This window comes from Streptomyces sp. RLA123, from assembly GCF_056270165.1.
The window spans coordinates 4,317,724-4,333,105 of sequence record NZ_JBWDOR010000003.1 but is presented as its reverse complement, the minus strand read 5'-3'; the positions used below and the strand labels follow the sequence as shown (position 1 = coordinate 4,333,105).

Below are 15,382 nucleotides of genomic sequence, written 5' to 3'. Positions count from 1 at the left end.
CGGGATCCACCCGGAGGGCTACTCAGTGTCCTTCGGGTGTCGCCCTTCTTCGGGCTCACTCGTGCACCTGGACGGGGCCGAGGTCGAGGTCGCCAAGCGGTGTGCGCGCTGCCCGGAGTTGGTCGGGGTCGGCGTTGATGCGGGCAGTCGCCCGCCAGGAGACGATCGCTCGGTGCACGGCCTCCCTGGCGCCCAGCTCAGCCGCGTCGGACAACGCTTCCAAGAACTCGACGGTGAATGCGCGGACCTCTTCGCCGTTCAAGTGGCGCACCCAGGGGAACACCTCGGGCAGCGCGAGCAGAAGGGACTTGGCGCCGTCGTCCTGCTTCATCAGCGCAAGGGACAGCCGGGACGCGATGGTCAGGTTCTCCTCGGTGCGCTCCGCCTGTACGGCCGTGGTCAGCACCATGTCGGGTGCGTCCCGGTGCGTGACACGCAGGCACCCGAGGGCGGCGGCCCTGGCGGCGACGGCCTTGGGGTTCCGGGTCGCCCGCCCCCGCCGGAACGGAGACAGCCCGGCCCCGCGCGGCCGCCGGGGCGGTCGTGCGGTCGGCCGGGCTGTCGTTCTTCTGCGGGACGTACCTGCTGGTCACCGTCCCGGGGCTGGCGGCGCGGTCAGTCCTGGGCGGCGCCGTCACCCTCGTCGTCGCCGTCGCTGTCGCCGTCGGTGGAGTCGGCGTCCTTCTCCAGTCCCAGAGCCTCGAGGATCCACTTCTCGAACTCGATGGACGCACGCACCCAGCTGACGGTGCTGGAGACGAAGTGCTCCAGGCCGACGCCGAGACCGATCAGCATCTGAGCCTCGCCGATCAGGCGGACGGTGCCGTCGTCGTGGGTGTGCGTGTAGACCTTCGGCCACAGGGTGCGGCGGTTCCAGTCGTCGAGCGCCTCGTGCAGCTGAGGCTTGTCCTCAATGCTGTACGGGCGGTCGTAGAAGGTGCGGACCGCGAAGATCTGCTGGTCCTCCTCCCCGCGGAACATGAAGTAGGTGCGGAACTCCTCCCACGGCGCGGCGAGGTCGCCTTCCTCGTCGAGGACGTACTTGAGCTCCATCTGCTCCAGCAGCTGCTTGACCAGATCCTGGTCAGGAATGACCACGTTCCCGGCAGGGCCGGGCTGGGGGTCCGGCTGGCCCCCGAAATTCGGAATCGAGGACGGGTCGATGCTCACCTTGGAGTTCCCTTCGTACGGATAACCCCATCCTCCCTCACGGCGGGCCGCGCTGTGCAAGCGCGGCCCGTCGGGCCGGCGACGCGTCGTCGGACTCAGAGGGTCTTGCCGGTGGCCGTCCCGACCAGCAGCTGGTCACCGACCCGGTCGACCCGTACGGTGTCGCCGTCCCTGACCTCGCCGGCCAGGATCTCGCGGGCGAGCTGGTCGCCGATGGCGGTCTGCACCAGGCGGCGCAGCGGACGGGCGCCGTAGGCCGGGTCATTGCCCTCCTCCGCCAGCCAGTCCAGCGCCTCGCCGGTGATGTCGAGGCCGATCCGGCGGTCCCGCAGCCGCAGGGCCAGGCGCTCGATCTGCAGCCCGGCGATGTGGCGCAGTTCCTCCTTGCCGAGGGCGGTGAAGACGACGATGTCGTCCAGCCGGTTCAGGAACTCCGGCTTGAAGGAAGTGCGGACCGTCTCCAGGACGCTCTCCTTCTTCTCCTCGTCGCTCAGCACCGGGTCGACCAGATACTGGCTGCCGAGGTTGGAGGTGAGGATGAGGATGGTGTTGCGGAAGTCGACGGTGCGGCCCTGGCCGTCGGTGAGCCTGCCGTCGTCGAGCACCTGGAGCAGGATGTCGAAGACCTCGGGGTGCGCCTTCTCCACCTCGTCCAGCAGCACCACGGTGTACGGGCGCCGCCGCACGGCCTCGGTCAGCTGGCCGCCCTCCTCGTAGCCGACGTAGCCGGGAGGCGCGCCGACCAGGCGGGCGACGGAGTGCTTCTCTCCGTACTCGCTCATGTCGATGCGGACCATGGCCCGCTCGTCGTCGAAGAGGAAGTCCGCGAGCGCCTTGGCCAGCTCGGTCTTGCCGACGCCCGTCGGGCCGAGGAAGAGGAACGAGCCGGTGGGCCGGTCCGGGTCGGCGATGCCCGAGCGCGAGCGGCGCACGGCGTCGGACACCGCGCGCACGGCCTCGGTCTGGCCGATCAGCCGCTTGCCGAGCTCCTCCTCCATGCGCAGCAGTTTCTGGGTCTCGCCCTCCAGCAGCCGGCCGGCGGGGATGCCGGTCCAGGCGGCGACCACATCGGCGACGTCGTCGGGGCCGACCTCCTCCTTGACCATGGTGCCCCGCTTGGCCACCTCTTCCGCCTCGGTGGCCTCGGCGAGTTCCGCCTCCAGCTTCGGCTTCTCGCCGTACATCAGCTTGGACGCGGCCTCGAAGTCGCCGTCTCGCTGGGCGCGCTCGATGCGGGTGGTCAGGTCGTCCAGGCGCTCCTTGAGCTCCCCGACCCGGTTCAGGCCCTCTTTCTCCTTCTCCCAGCGGGCGGTCAGGCCGCGCAGCTCCTCGTCCTTGTCGGCGAGGTCCTTGCGCAGCTTCTCCAGCCGCTGCTTGGAGGCGGGGTCGGTCTCCTTCTCCAGCGCCATCTCCTCCATGCGGAGCCGGTCGACGGAGCGCTGCAGTTCGTCGATCTCGACAGGGGAGGAGTCGATCTCCATGCGCAGCCGCGAGGCGGCCTCGTCGACCAGGTCGATGGCCTTGTCGGGCAGGAAGCGCGCGGTGATGTAGCGGTCGGACAGGGTGGCGGAGGCGACCAGGGCGGCGTCGGCGATCTGCACCTTGTGGTGCGCCTCGTAGCGGCCCTTGAGTCCGCGCAGGATCGCGATGGTGTCCTCGACGCTGGGCTCGGCGACCAGCACCTGCTGGAAGCGGCGTTCCAGGGCGGGGTCCTTCTCGATGCGCTCGCGGTACTCGTCCAGCGTGGTCGCGCCGACCATGCGCAGCTCGCCGCGGGCGAGCATCGGCTTGAGCATGTTGCCCGCGTCCATGGCGGAGTCGCCGCCCGCGCCGGCGCCGACGACCGTGTGCAGTTCGTCGATGAAGGTGACGATCCGGCCGTCGCTGGCCTTGATCTCCGCCAGGACCGCCTTCAGCCGCTCCTCGAACTCTCCGCGGTACTTCGCGCCGGCGACCATGGCGCCGAGGTCGAGGGCGACCAGGCGCTTGTTGCGCAGGCTCTCGGGCACGTCGCCCTTGACGATGCGCTGGGCCAGGCCCTCGACGACCGCCGTCTTGCCGACGCCGGGCTCGCCGATGAGGACCGGGTTGTTCTTCGTGCGCCGGGAGAGCACCTGCACCACGCGCCGGATCTCGTTGTCCCGGCCGATGACCGGGTCGAGCTTGCCCTCGCGGGCGGCGGCGGTGAAATCGGTGCCGTACTTCTCCAGCGCCTTGTACGTGCCCTCGGGATCGGGTGTCGTCACGCGCTGACCTCCCCTGATCTGCTCGAACGCGTCCTGGAGCTTCTTGCCTGTGGCACCGTACTGCGCCAGCAGTTCGCCGGCGGCCCCGCCCTTGAGGGCGATGCCGATCAGCAGATGCTCGGTGGACACATAGGCGTCCCCGAGTTCCTTCGCGCGTGTGGTGGCGTCCGCGATCACGGCGAGCAGGTCGCGGCTCGCCTGCGGGGGCGCCACCGTGCTGCCCTGCACGCTGGGCAGTCCGCCCAGCAGCCGCTCGGCCCCGGCCCGCACCGCCGCGGTGTCGGCACCGGTCGCGGCGAGCACGTCCAGCACGCTGTCGTTCTCCGGCTGCTCCAGAAGCGCGAGCAGCAGGTGTGCGGGGGTCAGGTCGGCATGTCCCGCCGACACCGCCTTGGTGTTGGCGGCGCCCACGGCCTCCCGGCTCTTGTTGGTCAGCTCGGCGTCCACGTCCGCGTACTCCTCCTTCTGCCCGAACCAGCAAAACTGCCTTTTCCAGCGTGAGACAAGTTGAGTCTAGTCCACTCAAGGTTGGTTTCCAAGGCGGAAGCGCGGCGCCACCGCCCGTTACCCACGGGTACGGCCCGCTCACCGGGTCCGCTCACCGGCCCCGCCGGCCCGGGTACCGTCGGTGCCATGGCCATCGACCCCCGCAATCCCGACCCCGCGTACCTCGCCTTCTGGCAGGAGTATGTGATGAGCACCCTCACCACCCACCGCCCCGACGGCACCCCGCACGTCGTGCCGGTGGGCGTGACGTACGACCCCGGGGCGGGACTGGCACGGGTGATCACCAACAAGGCGAGCCGCAAGGTCGCCCACGTCCTGGCTGCCGGCCCCGAGGGCGCCCGGGTCGCCGTCTGCCAGGTCGACAAGGGGCGGTGGGCGACGCTCGAGGGCATGGCCCGGGTCAGCACCGACCCGGAGGCCGTCGCGGACGCCGTACGCCGCTACGCCGAGCGCTACGGCCGCACCCCCGCCCCCAACCCGGACCGGGTCGTCGTCGAGATCACGCTGACCCGCGCCATGGGCCGCGCCTGAACCACTCCGACCCCGTCAATCCCATCCCGTGAACACCCCTGCATGCTGCATGATTGACGCTCCGGCAGATTCGGGCGTCATGACGTACGGGGAGGTGCCCGGGGGTGGCACGGGTTGTGGGAATCGATCTGGGAACGACGTACTCCGCGGTGGCGGTGGCCGACCGCACCGGCACCGCGTCCATCGTCCGCAACCGTGAGGGGGAGAACATCACCCCGTCCGTGGTGATGTTCCAGGGCGACACGGTCGTCGTCGGCTCGCAGGCCAAGCGGTCCGCCGCGACCGCGCCGGACCACGTCGTGCAGTTCGTCAAGCGCTACATGGGCGAGCCCCATCCCGTCTACACCTCCGAGTCGGGCACGGCCTTCCGCCCCGAGGAGATCTCCGCGCTGATCCTCAAGCGGCTCAAGGAGGACGCCGAGATGATGCTCGGCGAGCCGGTCGAGCGCGCCGTGATCACCGTCCCCGCGTACTTCGACGACGCCCGCCGCAGGGCCACCCAGGACGCCGGCCGGATCGCCGGCCTGGAGGTGCTGCGAATCGTCAACGAGCCGACCGCCGCCGCGCTGGCCTACGGCGTCGACCAGGACGAGGACGAGCACGTCGGCACCGTCCTCGTCTACGACCTGGGCGGCGGCACCTTCGACGTGACCGTGATGAAGGTCGAGGACGGCGACTACGACGTCGTCGCCACCGACGGCGACCGCAACCTCGGCGGCTTCGACTGGGACGGCGCCCTCATGGAGCACCTCAACGGTGCTTTCATGGCGGCCGGCGGCCCCGACCTCACCGAGGACAGCGCCACCCTCGCCGAACTGCGCGACAAGGCCGAGATCGCCAAGCGCACGCTGTCCAACGCCCCTCAGGCCGTCGTCGTGCTCTCGGCGGGCGGCCGGCACGAGCAGATCCGCGTCACCCGCGAGAGGTTCGAGGAGCTGACCGCCGAACTCCTGGACCGCACCCGCATCCTCACCGAGGGCGTCCTGGAGGAGTCCGGCCTGACCTGGGGCGACATCGACAAGGTGCTGCTGGTCGGCGGCTCCACGCGGATGCCGCAGGTCCCGGCGCTGGTCGAGCGGCTGTCCGGGAAGAGCGCGGAACGCGGCGTCAACCAGGACGAGGTGGTGGCGCTGGGCGCCGCACTGATCGCCCTGGACGCCGAGGTGCGCACCGAACAGGCAGCGGAACGCAAGAAGTACATCGGCAGCGGCGCCCATGTGGAGTCCGCCCCCGGCGACGGCCTGGCCCGGCTGACCAAGGGCAGGGTCAGGTCCATCAAGGACGTCACCTCGCAGTCGCTGGGCATGGTCGCGGTGCACGACGACGCGCCCGGCTCCCCCGAGTACAACGCGGTGATCGTCACGCACAACACCACCGTCCCGGCCAAGGAGAGCGGCACCTTCCACACGGTCCGGGAGCGCCAGACCGCGCTGCGCGTGCAGGTCACCGAGGGCGAGGGCGAGGATCTGGACTACGTGAAGGTCGTCGGCGAGAGCACCCTGAAGATCCCGCCGTACCCCAAGGGCGCGCCCTTCGAGGTCTACTACTCCTACGACGTGGACGGCATCATCCACGTCGAGGTCAAGGACCTGACCTCGGGCGAGTGGCTGGGGGAGTTCGAGGTCGAGCGGCCCGACAACCTCGGCAGCGGGCAACTGGAGGAACTCAGCGACCGCGTGGCCCGCACCGCGGCCCTCTGACCGGAGCCGGAGGCGCGCCATGACCGCGACCGATGTCCCCGACTACTACGCCGAGTTCGGGATCAGCACCAGCGCCACACCGCAGGAGATCGGCAAGCATCTCGACCGCGAGCACCGCAGCTGGGCGGGGCGGGCGGGCAAGGCGCCCACCTCCGACAAGCGCCGCGAGGCCGAGGACAAGGTGCGGCTCATCGCGGAAGCCCGCAAGGCGCTCACCGACCCCTCCGCCCGCACCTTGTACGACCAGAAGCTCGCCCGCGCCAAGAAGAGCGTGCCGCGGCAGCCGCCCCGGCCGGAACCGGTGCAGCCCACCCTCGGCGGCACCGTCCGCGACTGGGTCGGCACCGCCCAGCGGCTCATCGCCGAGGGCGACCTTCAGGCCGCCGCCTACGAACTGCGCCAGGCCGTGCACCACGACGACCGCAACGCCTTCGCCTGGCGGCTGCTCGGCGCCGTCCACGGCGATCTCGGCGAGTACCGGGACGCCCTCCAGGAGCACGCGCGCGCCCTGGATCTGGAGCCCGCCGACGCCGGCACGCACTACCTGGTCGGCGTCGTCCACACCGCTCTCGGCGACCACGGCACCGCGCTGAGCTGGTACATCAAGGCCGCCACCCTCGCCCCCGGCGATCTGGACACCGAGATCGCCATCGGCGACGGGCTGTACGCCGCCTCGCGCTTCGACGAGGCCCTGAGCTGGTACGAGAAGGCCCTGAGCCACAGCACCGGGCACGCCGGTCTGCGCAACCACATCGCCCGCATCTGGTCACTCCGCGCGGAGGGTGCGATGGTCACGCACCCGCTGACCCGGCGGCTGGTCGTCGCCGCCGAGGAGACCGCGAACCGCGTGCTGCACTGCGTCGACCAGGGACTCGCCGTCGGTCCCGGCGACCCGGAACTGGTGGGGCGGCTGGAGTTCTACGGCGGGCTCGCGCGCGACGCCCTGCGCAAGACCTGGAACTGGCGCGGCAGCATGGTCCTGATCGTCTTCGGCGGCCTGGTGCTGGCGTTCGTCGCCGGCCAGGGCAGGGTCAACCTCTACAGCCTGCTGGTGATGGCCGCCGTCGCCGCGTTCCTCGGCCGGCTCGGCTACCGGCCCCGCTGGTTCCACACGCGCAAGTCCCTTCCCCGGCACGCCCGCGACCCGCAGCGACAGCATCAGCCCTGGAGCAACGTATGAGCACTCCGCCGCCCGTGCCGCCGGTCCCGTCCACGCCGCCCGCGCCGCCCATGCCGCCCGCGCTCCCGATGCCACCGGAGGCCGTCGCGGCCGAGCCGGAGCCCGTGCCCGCTCCGGTGCCTGGACCGCAAGCGGCGCCCTCCCCAGACCCGTTCGCGATCGTCGCCGATGCCGTGGACGGGCTGCGGGAGGAAATGGCCGCTCTCGGAGACCAGTTCCGCCGCAGGATGCTCAACGACCGCGAGGGCCGGCGCGGTCTGGACGAATTGCGCACCGAGCTGGACCACACCCGCAAGGCCGCCGAGGGCCGCCTCATGCAGCCCCTGCTGTACGACCTCGTCCTCCTCCTGGACCGCATCGACCGCCATCCGGGCATCGACGGCGGCTTCGCCGACTCCGTCGGCGCCGAACTCCTCACCGTGCTGGAGAAGTACGGCATGACCCGCATCCCGGTCGCCGCCGGCCGCTTCGACCCCGGCCACCAGGAGGCCGTCGGCACCGTCCCCGCGCCCCGGCCCGAACTCGCGGGCGACGTCGCCGAGGTGGTCCGGCACGGCTACCGCGTCGGCGAACGCGTCGTCCGCCCCCAGCAGGTCCGCGTCCACGCGGCCCCCTGACGCCCCCCGGGGGGTCCGGCATGTCGTGCCGCTGCGCCGCGCGCACGGCTTCGAGATCGGCAAGGCCCGGGTGGACCGGGAGCGCGGCCAGTCCGTCCGGCTGATCGGCTGCGCGGGCGAGGACGGCTTCGCCGCGGCCGACGCCCGGTACGGGACGAGCCCCGAGGCGCGAGCGGTTGCCGCTCCAGCCGGAGCACTACCTCGTACGCAGCGAGGTCCGCGACGTCGAACCGGCCTGAGCCGCGGCCCACACCGCCACCGCCGCCCACAGCGGCAGCCAGGCGGCGGCCAGCAGCGCCCCGGCGCCGAGCGCCGCGCCCGCCACGGTCACCTCACGGCGGCGGGCCCACACGGAGCCGACGCCGCCCACCGCCAGCAGCGCCACCACCACCGGGACCGGCACCAGGCCGGCGTACCGCGGCACCTCCTCCAGCCCGTACGCCGCCACCCCGAGGCTCACCAGGACGAGCGCCAGGACGCCGGACATCCACCACGGCCCCTCGCGGTCCGAGGCGAGCCGCAGCGCGGCCCACAAGGCCACCGTCGCCATGGCCACGTCCAGCCCCTCGGAGCGCCACACCAGCGCGTGCGGCACCGCCGCGGCCAGCATCCCGACGGCCAGACCCGCCACCACTCCTGTCCACAGCGCTCCACGTGACATATCCCGCGTCTTCCCCGCCCCGTCCCCCACACGCCTCCCCCGGCCGCCCCCGCCACCCCTTCGGCCGACGGGCCCGCACAACGCGCGGGAAGCCGTTGCCGCCCACGGCGGGGTCGTGCTCGCCCATTACGGTCGCGGACATCGTCGCGAGCGGGCCGCGGCGCTGAGTCCGGCGACGAACAGCGGGAGGTCGGTCCCGCGGACGTCCTCCGCCTGCCATCGGGCGCCGTCGGCGGAGACGAGCAGGTCCGGCAAGGAGAGCGCGGCGGCATTGAAGGCAGTGTTCACCGTTCACCGTTCACCGCATTCATCCCGTCGGTTTCCCGGCCGGCGGGTTGCCCTTCGCCGCGTTCGGTGGAACCAGGGCCGCAGGACACGGCCTGATCACAAGCGCCCGTGACTCCTGGGCGCAGGTGTTCGAGAGTGTCAGGATTTCCTCCTCAGGGAGGAATGTTTGATCACGCGCATACGGACGACCGCCACGGCCGTCCTCGCCACGGCGGCCGCGGGCCCGGCACTGCCCGCCGGCACCGCCCACGCCGCCACCACCTGCAAGACCGGTGAGTGGACGGCCACGTACTACGCCACTGCTCCCCGCGGCTCCACCTACTTCTACTGGGTGACCGCCGTGTACGCGGACGGAACGGAGTCCGCGCCGGGCGGGGACTACGCGATCCTGACCCCGTAACACCGCGGCAGCGCGATAGACAGGCGGGCCTTGCGATAATCGCAAGGCCCGCCTACGCTGTCCCCATGGACCCGTATGTCATCGAACGCGTACGCACCGTGATGGACGCCGCCGCGATGACCAAGGCCGCCTTCGCCCGGACGGTCGGGCTGACCCCGGACAAGCTGTCGAAGTCGCTGAGCGGCGTGCGCCGCTTCACCTCGCTCGACCTGGCGCTCATCGCCGAGGCCGGCGGCACGACCGTCGACTGGCTGCTCACCGGCAACGAGCCGCTGCGACCCGCCCTCGCGGCCAGGACGCGCGGCGACACCGCGCCCGACCCGGCCGGGACGCAGGAGGTCACGGCACGGTTCGCGGCCGCCTACGAGGTGCTGGAACTGCTCGGGCGGGCAGCGGAGCTGCCCGCCGTGCCGGAGGCGGATCCCGCGCTGGAGCGGTACGCCGCGCAGGGCGAGCGGCTGGCCGAGGAGGCACGGGACCGGCTGCCGGCCGCAGAGCTGGAGACGGACGAGCTGATCGCCGCGGTCGAGGAGCACTTCGGGGTGGACGTGGCCATCACCGGGCTTCCCCAGGCTGTGGACGGACTCGCGTGGCAGACCGACACCTTCCGCCTCGTCCTCGTCGCGTCCACCGACCTGTGGACGCGGCAGCGCTTCACCCTGGCCCACGAGCTCTGCCACATCCTCGCCAAGGACGCCCGCAGCGTGGTGGTGGAGTCCCACGTCGCCCCCGGACGGCAGAAGGACCTGGCCGAGGTGCGGGCCAATGTCTTCGCCTCGCATCTGCTGATGCCCGCACGGGAGTTGACCGAGGCCGCCGCCGCGGAGGGGGAGCTGACCGACACGGCCTTCGAGCGGCTGGTCGTCCGCTTCCGGGTGTCGCCGAGCGCGCTCGCCGCGCGGCTGCACCAACTCGGCCTGATCGACGCCCCACGCCGCAAGCACCTGCGCGGCCTGACCACCGAGTCCTGCCATCTGCTGGCGGGCGCCGGCGACGAGTACCAGCGGCAGGCGGCGCGGGCCTCGGCGGAACGCTTCCCGCCGCGCCTGGCCTCGGAGTTGTACAAGGCCTATCTGGCGGGGGAGACGACCCTGCGCCCGCTGGCCGCGCTGCTGGACACGGACGTCGAGCGGCTGCACGATCTGCTGGCCCCCGAACCCGCGCCAGGCGACGGGAACGGCAACGGCACCGCAGGCGGCAACGATCAACAGGACGCGGAAGAAGGGGACCTGGTCTTCCAGCCATGACCGCCTGGTGGTTCCCGGACAACACCGTCCTGTGCAACTTCGCCGCCGTGGACCGGATGCTCCTGCTGGAGAAGGTGCTGGACGGCCGCGGCCGCTGGACCCAGGCCGTCGCCCACGAGGCCGCCCGCTCCGCGCGGTTCCTCCCCCGGCTGACCGGGCTCGCCGAGGCCGGCTGGCTGGGCGAGCCCGTGGAGATCACCGAGAGGGACGAGCTGCGGGAGGTCGACCGGCTGCGCCGCGCGGTCTTCGGCGGCCCGGCGAACGCGCCGACCCGGCATCTCGGGGAGGCCGAGACCTGTGTACTGATCACGCGGCGGCGGGAGTTCCGCGGCTCCGTCTGGATCACCGACGACCGCTCCGCCCGCAACTTCACGCGCCGGCGCGGCATCACCACGAAGGAGACCTTCGACCTGATGCGGGACGCATGCGCCGAGGGGCTCGTGCCCGCGGCGGAGGGCCACCGGCTGCTGCACGCCATGATCGCCTCGGGCCGCCATCTGCACCACGTGTCGCAGGGGCCCGCCGACCTGCTGGCGTAGAGAGCTTCGCCGGGTCTACTCGGGCCGCCTGGCGGGCCGCCACACCACCAGCGCCGACGTCTGCTGAACGTCCTGGTACGGCACCAGGTCCCGCCGGTAGGAGGCGTGGACGGCCGCTTCGCGCTGCTGCATGGCAGCCGCGGCGCCCTCGACCGCGGCGGCCAGCTCGGCCACCCGCGACTGGAGGGCAGCGACCTGGTTCTCCAGTTCGATGATGCGCTTGATGCCCGCGAGGTTGATGCCCTCGTCCTGTGACAGACGCTGGACCTCGCGCAGCAGCTCGATGTCACGGGCCGAGTAGCGGCGGCCCCGGCCGGCCGTGCGGTCGGGCGAGACCAGGCCGAGCCGGTCGTACTGCCGGAGGGTCTGAGGGTGCAGGCCGGAGAGCTGAGCCGCCACCGAGATGACATAGACGGGGGACTCGTCCGTCAGCTCGTACGGGTTGCGGCCCCGTCCGCCCCGCATGCCGCCGCCCATGCTCATCGGTTTCAGACTCCCTTCGCGGCCTGGAACAGCTCTGCCCGCGGATCGGTGTCCGCGGTCGCCTCGCGGTACGCCTCCAGGGCGTCCAGCGCCTTGCCCTCGGTGGCCGCCGGAACAGCGACCTCGACGGTGACCAGCAGATCGCCGTGCGTACCGTCCTTGCGGACGCCGCCCTTGCCACGCGCCCGCAGCGTACGCCCGTTGGGCGTGCCCGGGGGCAACTTCAGGGTGACCGGGGGACCGCCGAGCGTCGGGACCTTGATCTCGCCGCCGAGAGCCGCCTCCGTGAAGGAGACCGGCACCACGACGGTGAGGTTGTCGCCCTTACGGCCGAAGACCGGGTGGGCGTCGACGTGCACGGTGACGTACAGGTCGCCGCCCGGGCCGCCGCGCTCGCCGGGGCCGCCCTTGCCGCGCAGCCGGATGCGCTGCCCGTCGGTGACACCGGCCGGGATGCGCACCTGCATGGTGCGCGCCGAGCGGGCCCGGCCGCTGCCGTTGCAGACCTCGCAGGGGTCCTGCGCGATCAGGCCGCGGCCCTTGCAGTCCACGCAGGGGTCGGTGAGCGAGAAACCGCCACCGCCGCCGCGTGAGACCTGGCCGGTGCCGACGCAGGTCGGGCACACCCGCGGCGTGCCGTTCTTGTCGCCGGTGCCCGAACAGGCCTTGCAGGGGGCCTGGCTGGTCATCTTCAGCGGGACCGTGGCACCGTCCACCGCCTCGGTGAACTTCAGCGTCACCTCGGTCTCGACGTCCTGGCCGCGCCGGGGCTGCGTACGGGTCGTCGTACCGCCCCGGTTGAACAGACCGCCGAACACGTCCCCGAGGCCGCCGCCGAAGCCGCCGCCCTGGGGCGCGCCGGTACCGCCGGCGGCGCCACCGCCGAAGAGATCACCGAGGTCGAAGCCGAACCCGCCCGCGCCGGCCGGGCCGCCGCGGAGGCCGCCGTTGCCGAAGAGGGCGCGACCCTCGTCGTACTCCTTGCGGCGCTTGGGGTCCGAGAGGACGTCATTGGCCTCGGAGATCTCCTTGAAGCGCTCCTCGGCCTTGGCGTCGCCCTTGTTGGCGTCCGGGTGGAACTCGCGGGCGAGCTTCCGGTACGCCTTCTTGATCTCCGCCTCGGTGGCGTCCTTCGGGACGCCGAGGACCTTGTAGAGATCCTTCTCGAACAAATCCCTGCTGATGCTCATCCCCGGCGTCCCTCCTTCCGTGCCTTCTGCGCGCGACTCACGTCAGCCCTGTTCCGGGCCACCGTTCTCCTCGTCCGCCGAGTCAGCGTTGCTCTGCGTGCCCGGCTGGGGCTCGGCGACCGCCACCCGCGCGGGGCGGATGGTGCGCTCTCCGATGCGATACCCGGGCTGCAGGATCTGCACGCAGGTCGTCTGTGCGACGTCCGGCGAGTAGCTGTGCATCAGGGCCTCGTGCACCAGCGGGTCGAAGGGCTCGCCCTCCTTGCCGAACTGCTGGAGGCCCAGCTTGGCGGCCACCGTCTCCAGGGACTCGCCGACCGACTTGAAGCCGCCGACCAGTTCCTTGTGGTCCCGGGCACGGCCGATGTCGTCGAGCACGGGAAGCAGTTCGGTGAGCAGATTGGCGATCGCGACCTCGCGGACGGCGATGCGGTCCCGCTCCACCCGGCGGCGGTAGTTCTGGTACTCCGCCTGGAGCCGCTGCAGGTCCGCCGTGCGCTCACCGAGCGCCGTACGCACCTGGTCCAGCTGCGCCTGCAGAGCGACCGTGGCGTTCGCGTCCCCGGCCGGGGCCGCCGGGGCCGCCTGCTCGGCGGACCCGGCACCCGGTGCCGTGTCACCCGCGGAGTCCGCGGACGACGCGGCACCAGCCTCGGCAGAGGGGACGTCAGGCTCCTGCTCGAAGCCCGGGGTCTCCTCCGTCACGCGGCACCGTCCTTCTTGTCCTCGTCGACGATCTCGGCGTCGACGACGTCGTCGTCGGCCTGGGCACCGCCCGCGGCACCGGCGGCACCGGCCGCGCCACCCTCGGCCTGGGCGTTGGCGTAGAGCGCCTGGCCCAGCTTCTGGGAAGTGGCGGCGACCTTCTCGGTGGCCTCGCGGATGGCGGCGGAGTCCTCGCCCTTCAGCTTCTCCTTCAGGTCCTCGACGGCCGCCTCGACCTCGGTCTTGACGTCACCGGGGACCTTGTCCTCGTTGTCCTTGAGGAACTTCTCCGTCTGGTAGACCAGCTGCTCGGCCTGGTTGCGGGTCTCGGCGGACTCACGGCGCTTGTGGTCCTCCTCCGCGTACTGCTCGGCCTCGCGCATCATGCGGTCGATGTCGTCCTTCGGCAGCGCGGAGCCACCGGTGACGGTCATGCGCTGCTCCTTGCCGGTACCGAGGTCCTTGGCGGAGACGTGCATGATGCCGTTGGCGTCGATGTCGAAGGCGACCTCGATCTGCGGGATGCCGCGCGGGGCCGGCGGCAGGCCCGTGAGCTCGAACATGCCGAGCTTCTTGTTGTACGCCGCGATCTCGCGCTCGCCCTGGTAGACCTGGATCTGGACCGACGGCTGGTTGTCCTCGGCCGTGGTGAAGATCTCCGAACGCTTCGTCGGGATCGTGGTGTTGCGCTCGATCAGCTTGGTCATGATGCCGCCCTTGGTCTCGATACCGAGGGACAGCGGGGTGACGTCGAGCAGCAGGACGTCCTTGACCTCGCCCTTGAGCACACCGGCCTGGAGCGCGGCACCGATGGCCACGACCTCGTCCGGGTTCACGCCCTTGTTGGCGTCCTGACCGCCGGTCAGCTCCTTGACGAGCTCGGCGACGGCGGGCATGCGGGTGGAGCCACCGACGAGAACGACGTGGTCGATCTCGGAGAGCTGGATGCCCGCGTCCTTGATGACGTTGTGGAACGGGATCTTGCAGCGCTCCAGCAGGTCCGCGGACAGCTGCTGGAACTGGGCGCGGGTGAGGCGCTCGTCCAGGTGCAGCGGGCCCTCGGCGGACGCCGTGATGTAGGGCAGGTTGATCGAGGTCTCGGTGGACGAGGACAGCTCGATCTTCGCCTTCTCGGCGGCCTCGCGCAGACGCTGCAGCGCCATCTTGTCCTTGGACAGGTCCACGCCGTGACCCGAGGCGAACTGCTTCACCAGGAAGTCGACGATGCGCTGGTCCCAGTCGTCACCACCGAGGTGGTTGTCGCCGTTGGTGGCCTTCACCTCGACGACGCCGTCGCCGATCTCCAGCAGCGAGACGTCGAAGGTGCCGCCACCGAGGTCGAAGACGAGGATGGTCTGGTCGTCCTTGTCCAGGCCGTACGCCAGGGCGGCGGCCGTGGGCTCGTTGACGATACGCAGGACGTTGAGGCCCGCGATCTCGCCGGCCTCCTTGGTGGCCTGGCGCTCGGAGTCGTTGAAGTACGCCGGGACGGTGATGACCGCGTCGGTCACCTTCTCGCCCAGGTATGCCTCGGCGTCACGCTTCAGCTTCTGCAGGATGAAGGCGCTCATCTGCTGCGGGTTGAAGTCCTTGCCGTCCAGGTTGATCCGCCAGTCGGTGCCCATGTGGCGCTTGACCGACCGGACGGTCCTGTCGACGTTGGTGACGGCCTGCCGCTTGGCGACCTCGCCGACGAGAACCTCACCGTTCTTCGCGAAGGCGACGACGGACGGCGTGGTCCTGGCACCCTCGGCGTTGGTGATGACGGTGGGCTCGCCGCCTTCGAGAACGCTGACGACGGAGTTAGTCGTGCCCAGGTCGATGCCGACCGCACGTGCCATGGTGAAACCCTCCAACTGCCTACATGAGTGGAACTGACTCAAGGATGCCGGACGGTTCTCTCGCTGTCAACAGACCT

16 protein-coding genes are annotated in these 15,382 nt (G+C 71.3%); 7 read left to right on the top strand and 9 right to left on the bottom strand.

The features are described from left to right. Positions 1-55 precede the first annotated feature (55 nt). The 3 genes from RV983_RS19725 to clpB form a co-directional block, all read right to left on the bottom strand. Positions 56-409 (bottom strand): prevent-host-death family protein, encoded by a 354-nt coding sequence (locus RV983_RS19725; protein ID WP_475987078.1) that lies wholly within the window; start codon positions 407-409, stop codon positions 56-58. A 206-nt stretch (positions 410-615) separates the two neighbouring features. Next, positions 616-1,170 (bottom strand): YbjN domain-containing protein, encoded by a 555-nt coding sequence (locus RV983_RS19720; protein ID WP_475987077.1) that lies wholly within the window; start codon positions 1,168-1,170, stop codon positions 616-618. 95 nt (positions 1,171-1,265) lie between these two features. After that, positions 1,266-3,863, bottom strand: coding sequence for an ATP-dependent chaperone ClpB (gene clpB / locus RV983_RS19715; RefSeq protein ID WP_475987076.1), 2,598 nt, complete (start codon positions 3,861-3,863; stop codon positions 1,266-1,268). A 186-nt stretch (positions 3,864-4,049) separates the two neighbouring features. Between clpB and RV983_RS19710 the strand changes: the two genes are divergently transcribed. The 4 genes from RV983_RS19710 to grpE (RV983_RS19695) all read left to right on the top strand — a co-directional run bounded on the left by RV983_RS19710 (position 4,050) and on the right by grpE (RV983_RS19695) (position 7,951). After that, positions 4,050-4,454, top strand: a complete 405-nt coding sequence (locus RV983_RS19710) for a pyridoxamine 5'-phosphate oxidase family protein (protein ID WP_475987075.1) — start codon at positions 4,050-4,052, stop codon at positions 4,452-4,454. 104 nt (positions 4,455-4,558) lie between these two features. Continuing rightward, positions 4,559-6,154 (top strand): Hsp70 family protein, encoded by a 1,596-nt coding sequence (locus tag RV983_RS19705; protein WP_475987074.1) that lies wholly within the window; start codon positions 4,559-4,561, stop codon positions 6,152-6,154. 19 nt (positions 6,155-6,173) lie between these two features. Continuing rightward, positions 6,174-7,334: a tetratricopeptide repeat protein gene (locus RV983_RS19700; protein ID WP_475987073.1), complete on the top strand. Its 1,161-nt coding sequence runs from the start codon at positions 6,174-6,176 to the stop codon at positions 7,332-7,334. Then, positions 7,331-7,951, top strand: a complete 621-nt coding sequence (gene grpE / locus RV983_RS19695; RefSeq protein WP_475987072.1) for a nucleotide exchange factor GrpE — start codon at positions 7,331-7,333, stop codon at positions 7,949-7,951. The genes RV983_RS19700 and grpE (RV983_RS19695) overlap by 4 nt, the downstream gene beginning before the upstream one ends. Before the next feature lie 196 nt (positions 7,952-8,147). Here grpE (RV983_RS19695) and RV983_RS19690 read toward each other — a convergent pair whose 3' ends face one another. Both RV983_RS19690 and RV983_RS19685 read right to left on the bottom strand, forming a co-directional pair. After that, positions 8,148-8,612, bottom strand: coding sequence for a hypothetical protein (locus RV983_RS19690; RefSeq protein WP_475987071.1), 465 nt, complete (start codon positions 8,610-8,612; stop codon positions 8,148-8,150). 126 nt (positions 8,613-8,738) lie between these two features. Beyond that, positions 8,739-8,900 carry a hypothetical protein gene (locus tag RV983_RS19685; RefSeq protein WP_475987070.1) on the bottom strand — a complete coding sequence of 54 codons (162 nt, stop codon included), beginning with the start codon at positions 8,898-8,900 and terminating at the stop codon, positions 8,739-8,741. Positions 8,901-9,066: 166 nt separating this feature from the next. Between RV983_RS19685 and RV983_RS19680 the strand changes: the two genes are divergently transcribed. From RV983_RS19680 to RV983_RS19670, 3 genes are all read left to right on the top strand, one after another. Then, entirely contained in the window at positions 9,067-9,300 is a 234-nt protein-coding gene (locus RV983_RS19680) for a hypothetical protein (protein WP_475987069.1), read from the top strand. 65 nt (positions 9,301-9,365) lie between these two features. After that, positions 9,366-10,547: an ImmA/IrrE family metallo-endopeptidase gene (locus tag RV983_RS19675; protein ID WP_475987068.1), complete on the top strand. Its 1,182-nt coding sequence runs from the start codon at positions 9,366-9,368 to the stop codon at positions 10,545-10,547. Continuing rightward, on the top strand, positions 10,544-11,086 hold the full coding sequence (locus RV983_RS19670; RefSeq protein ID WP_475987067.1) for a PIN domain-containing protein: 543 nt from the start codon (positions 10,544-10,546) through the stop codon (positions 11,084-11,086). The genes RV983_RS19675 and RV983_RS19670 overlap by 4 nt, the downstream gene beginning before the upstream one ends. A gap of 15 nt (positions 11,087-11,101) precedes the next feature. Here the strand turns inward: RV983_RS19670 and RV983_RS19665 are convergent, their stop codons facing one another. The 4 genes from RV983_RS19665 to dnaK are packed head-to-tail and all read right to left on the bottom strand — an operon-like array spanning position 11,102 to position 15,305. After that, positions 11,102-11,569 carry a heat shock protein transcriptional repressor HspR gene (locus RV983_RS19665; protein ID WP_475987066.1) on the bottom strand — a complete coding sequence of 156 codons (468 nt, stop codon included), beginning with the start codon at positions 11,567-11,569 and terminating at the stop codon, positions 11,102-11,104. Positions 11,570-11,574: 5 nt separating this feature from the next. Continuing rightward, a complete protein-coding gene (gene dnaJ, locus RV983_RS19660; RefSeq protein ID WP_475987065.1) occupies positions 11,575-12,759 on the bottom strand; it encodes a molecular chaperone DnaJ in 1,185 nt (394 codons plus the stop codon). Between the two features lie 42 nt (positions 12,760-12,801). Then, positions 12,802-13,464, bottom strand: a complete 663-nt coding sequence (gene grpE, locus RV983_RS19655; RefSeq protein WP_475987064.1) for a nucleotide exchange factor GrpE — start codon at positions 13,462-13,464, stop codon at positions 12,802-12,804. Continuing rightward, positions 13,461-15,305: a molecular chaperone DnaK gene (gene dnaK / locus RV983_RS19650; RefSeq protein ID WP_475987063.1), complete on the bottom strand. Its 1,845-nt coding sequence runs from the start codon at positions 15,303-15,305 to the stop codon at positions 13,461-13,463. Before dnaK ends, grpE (RV983_RS19655) begins: the two co-directional genes overlap by 4 nt. Positions 15,306-15,382: the final 77 nt, after the last annotated feature.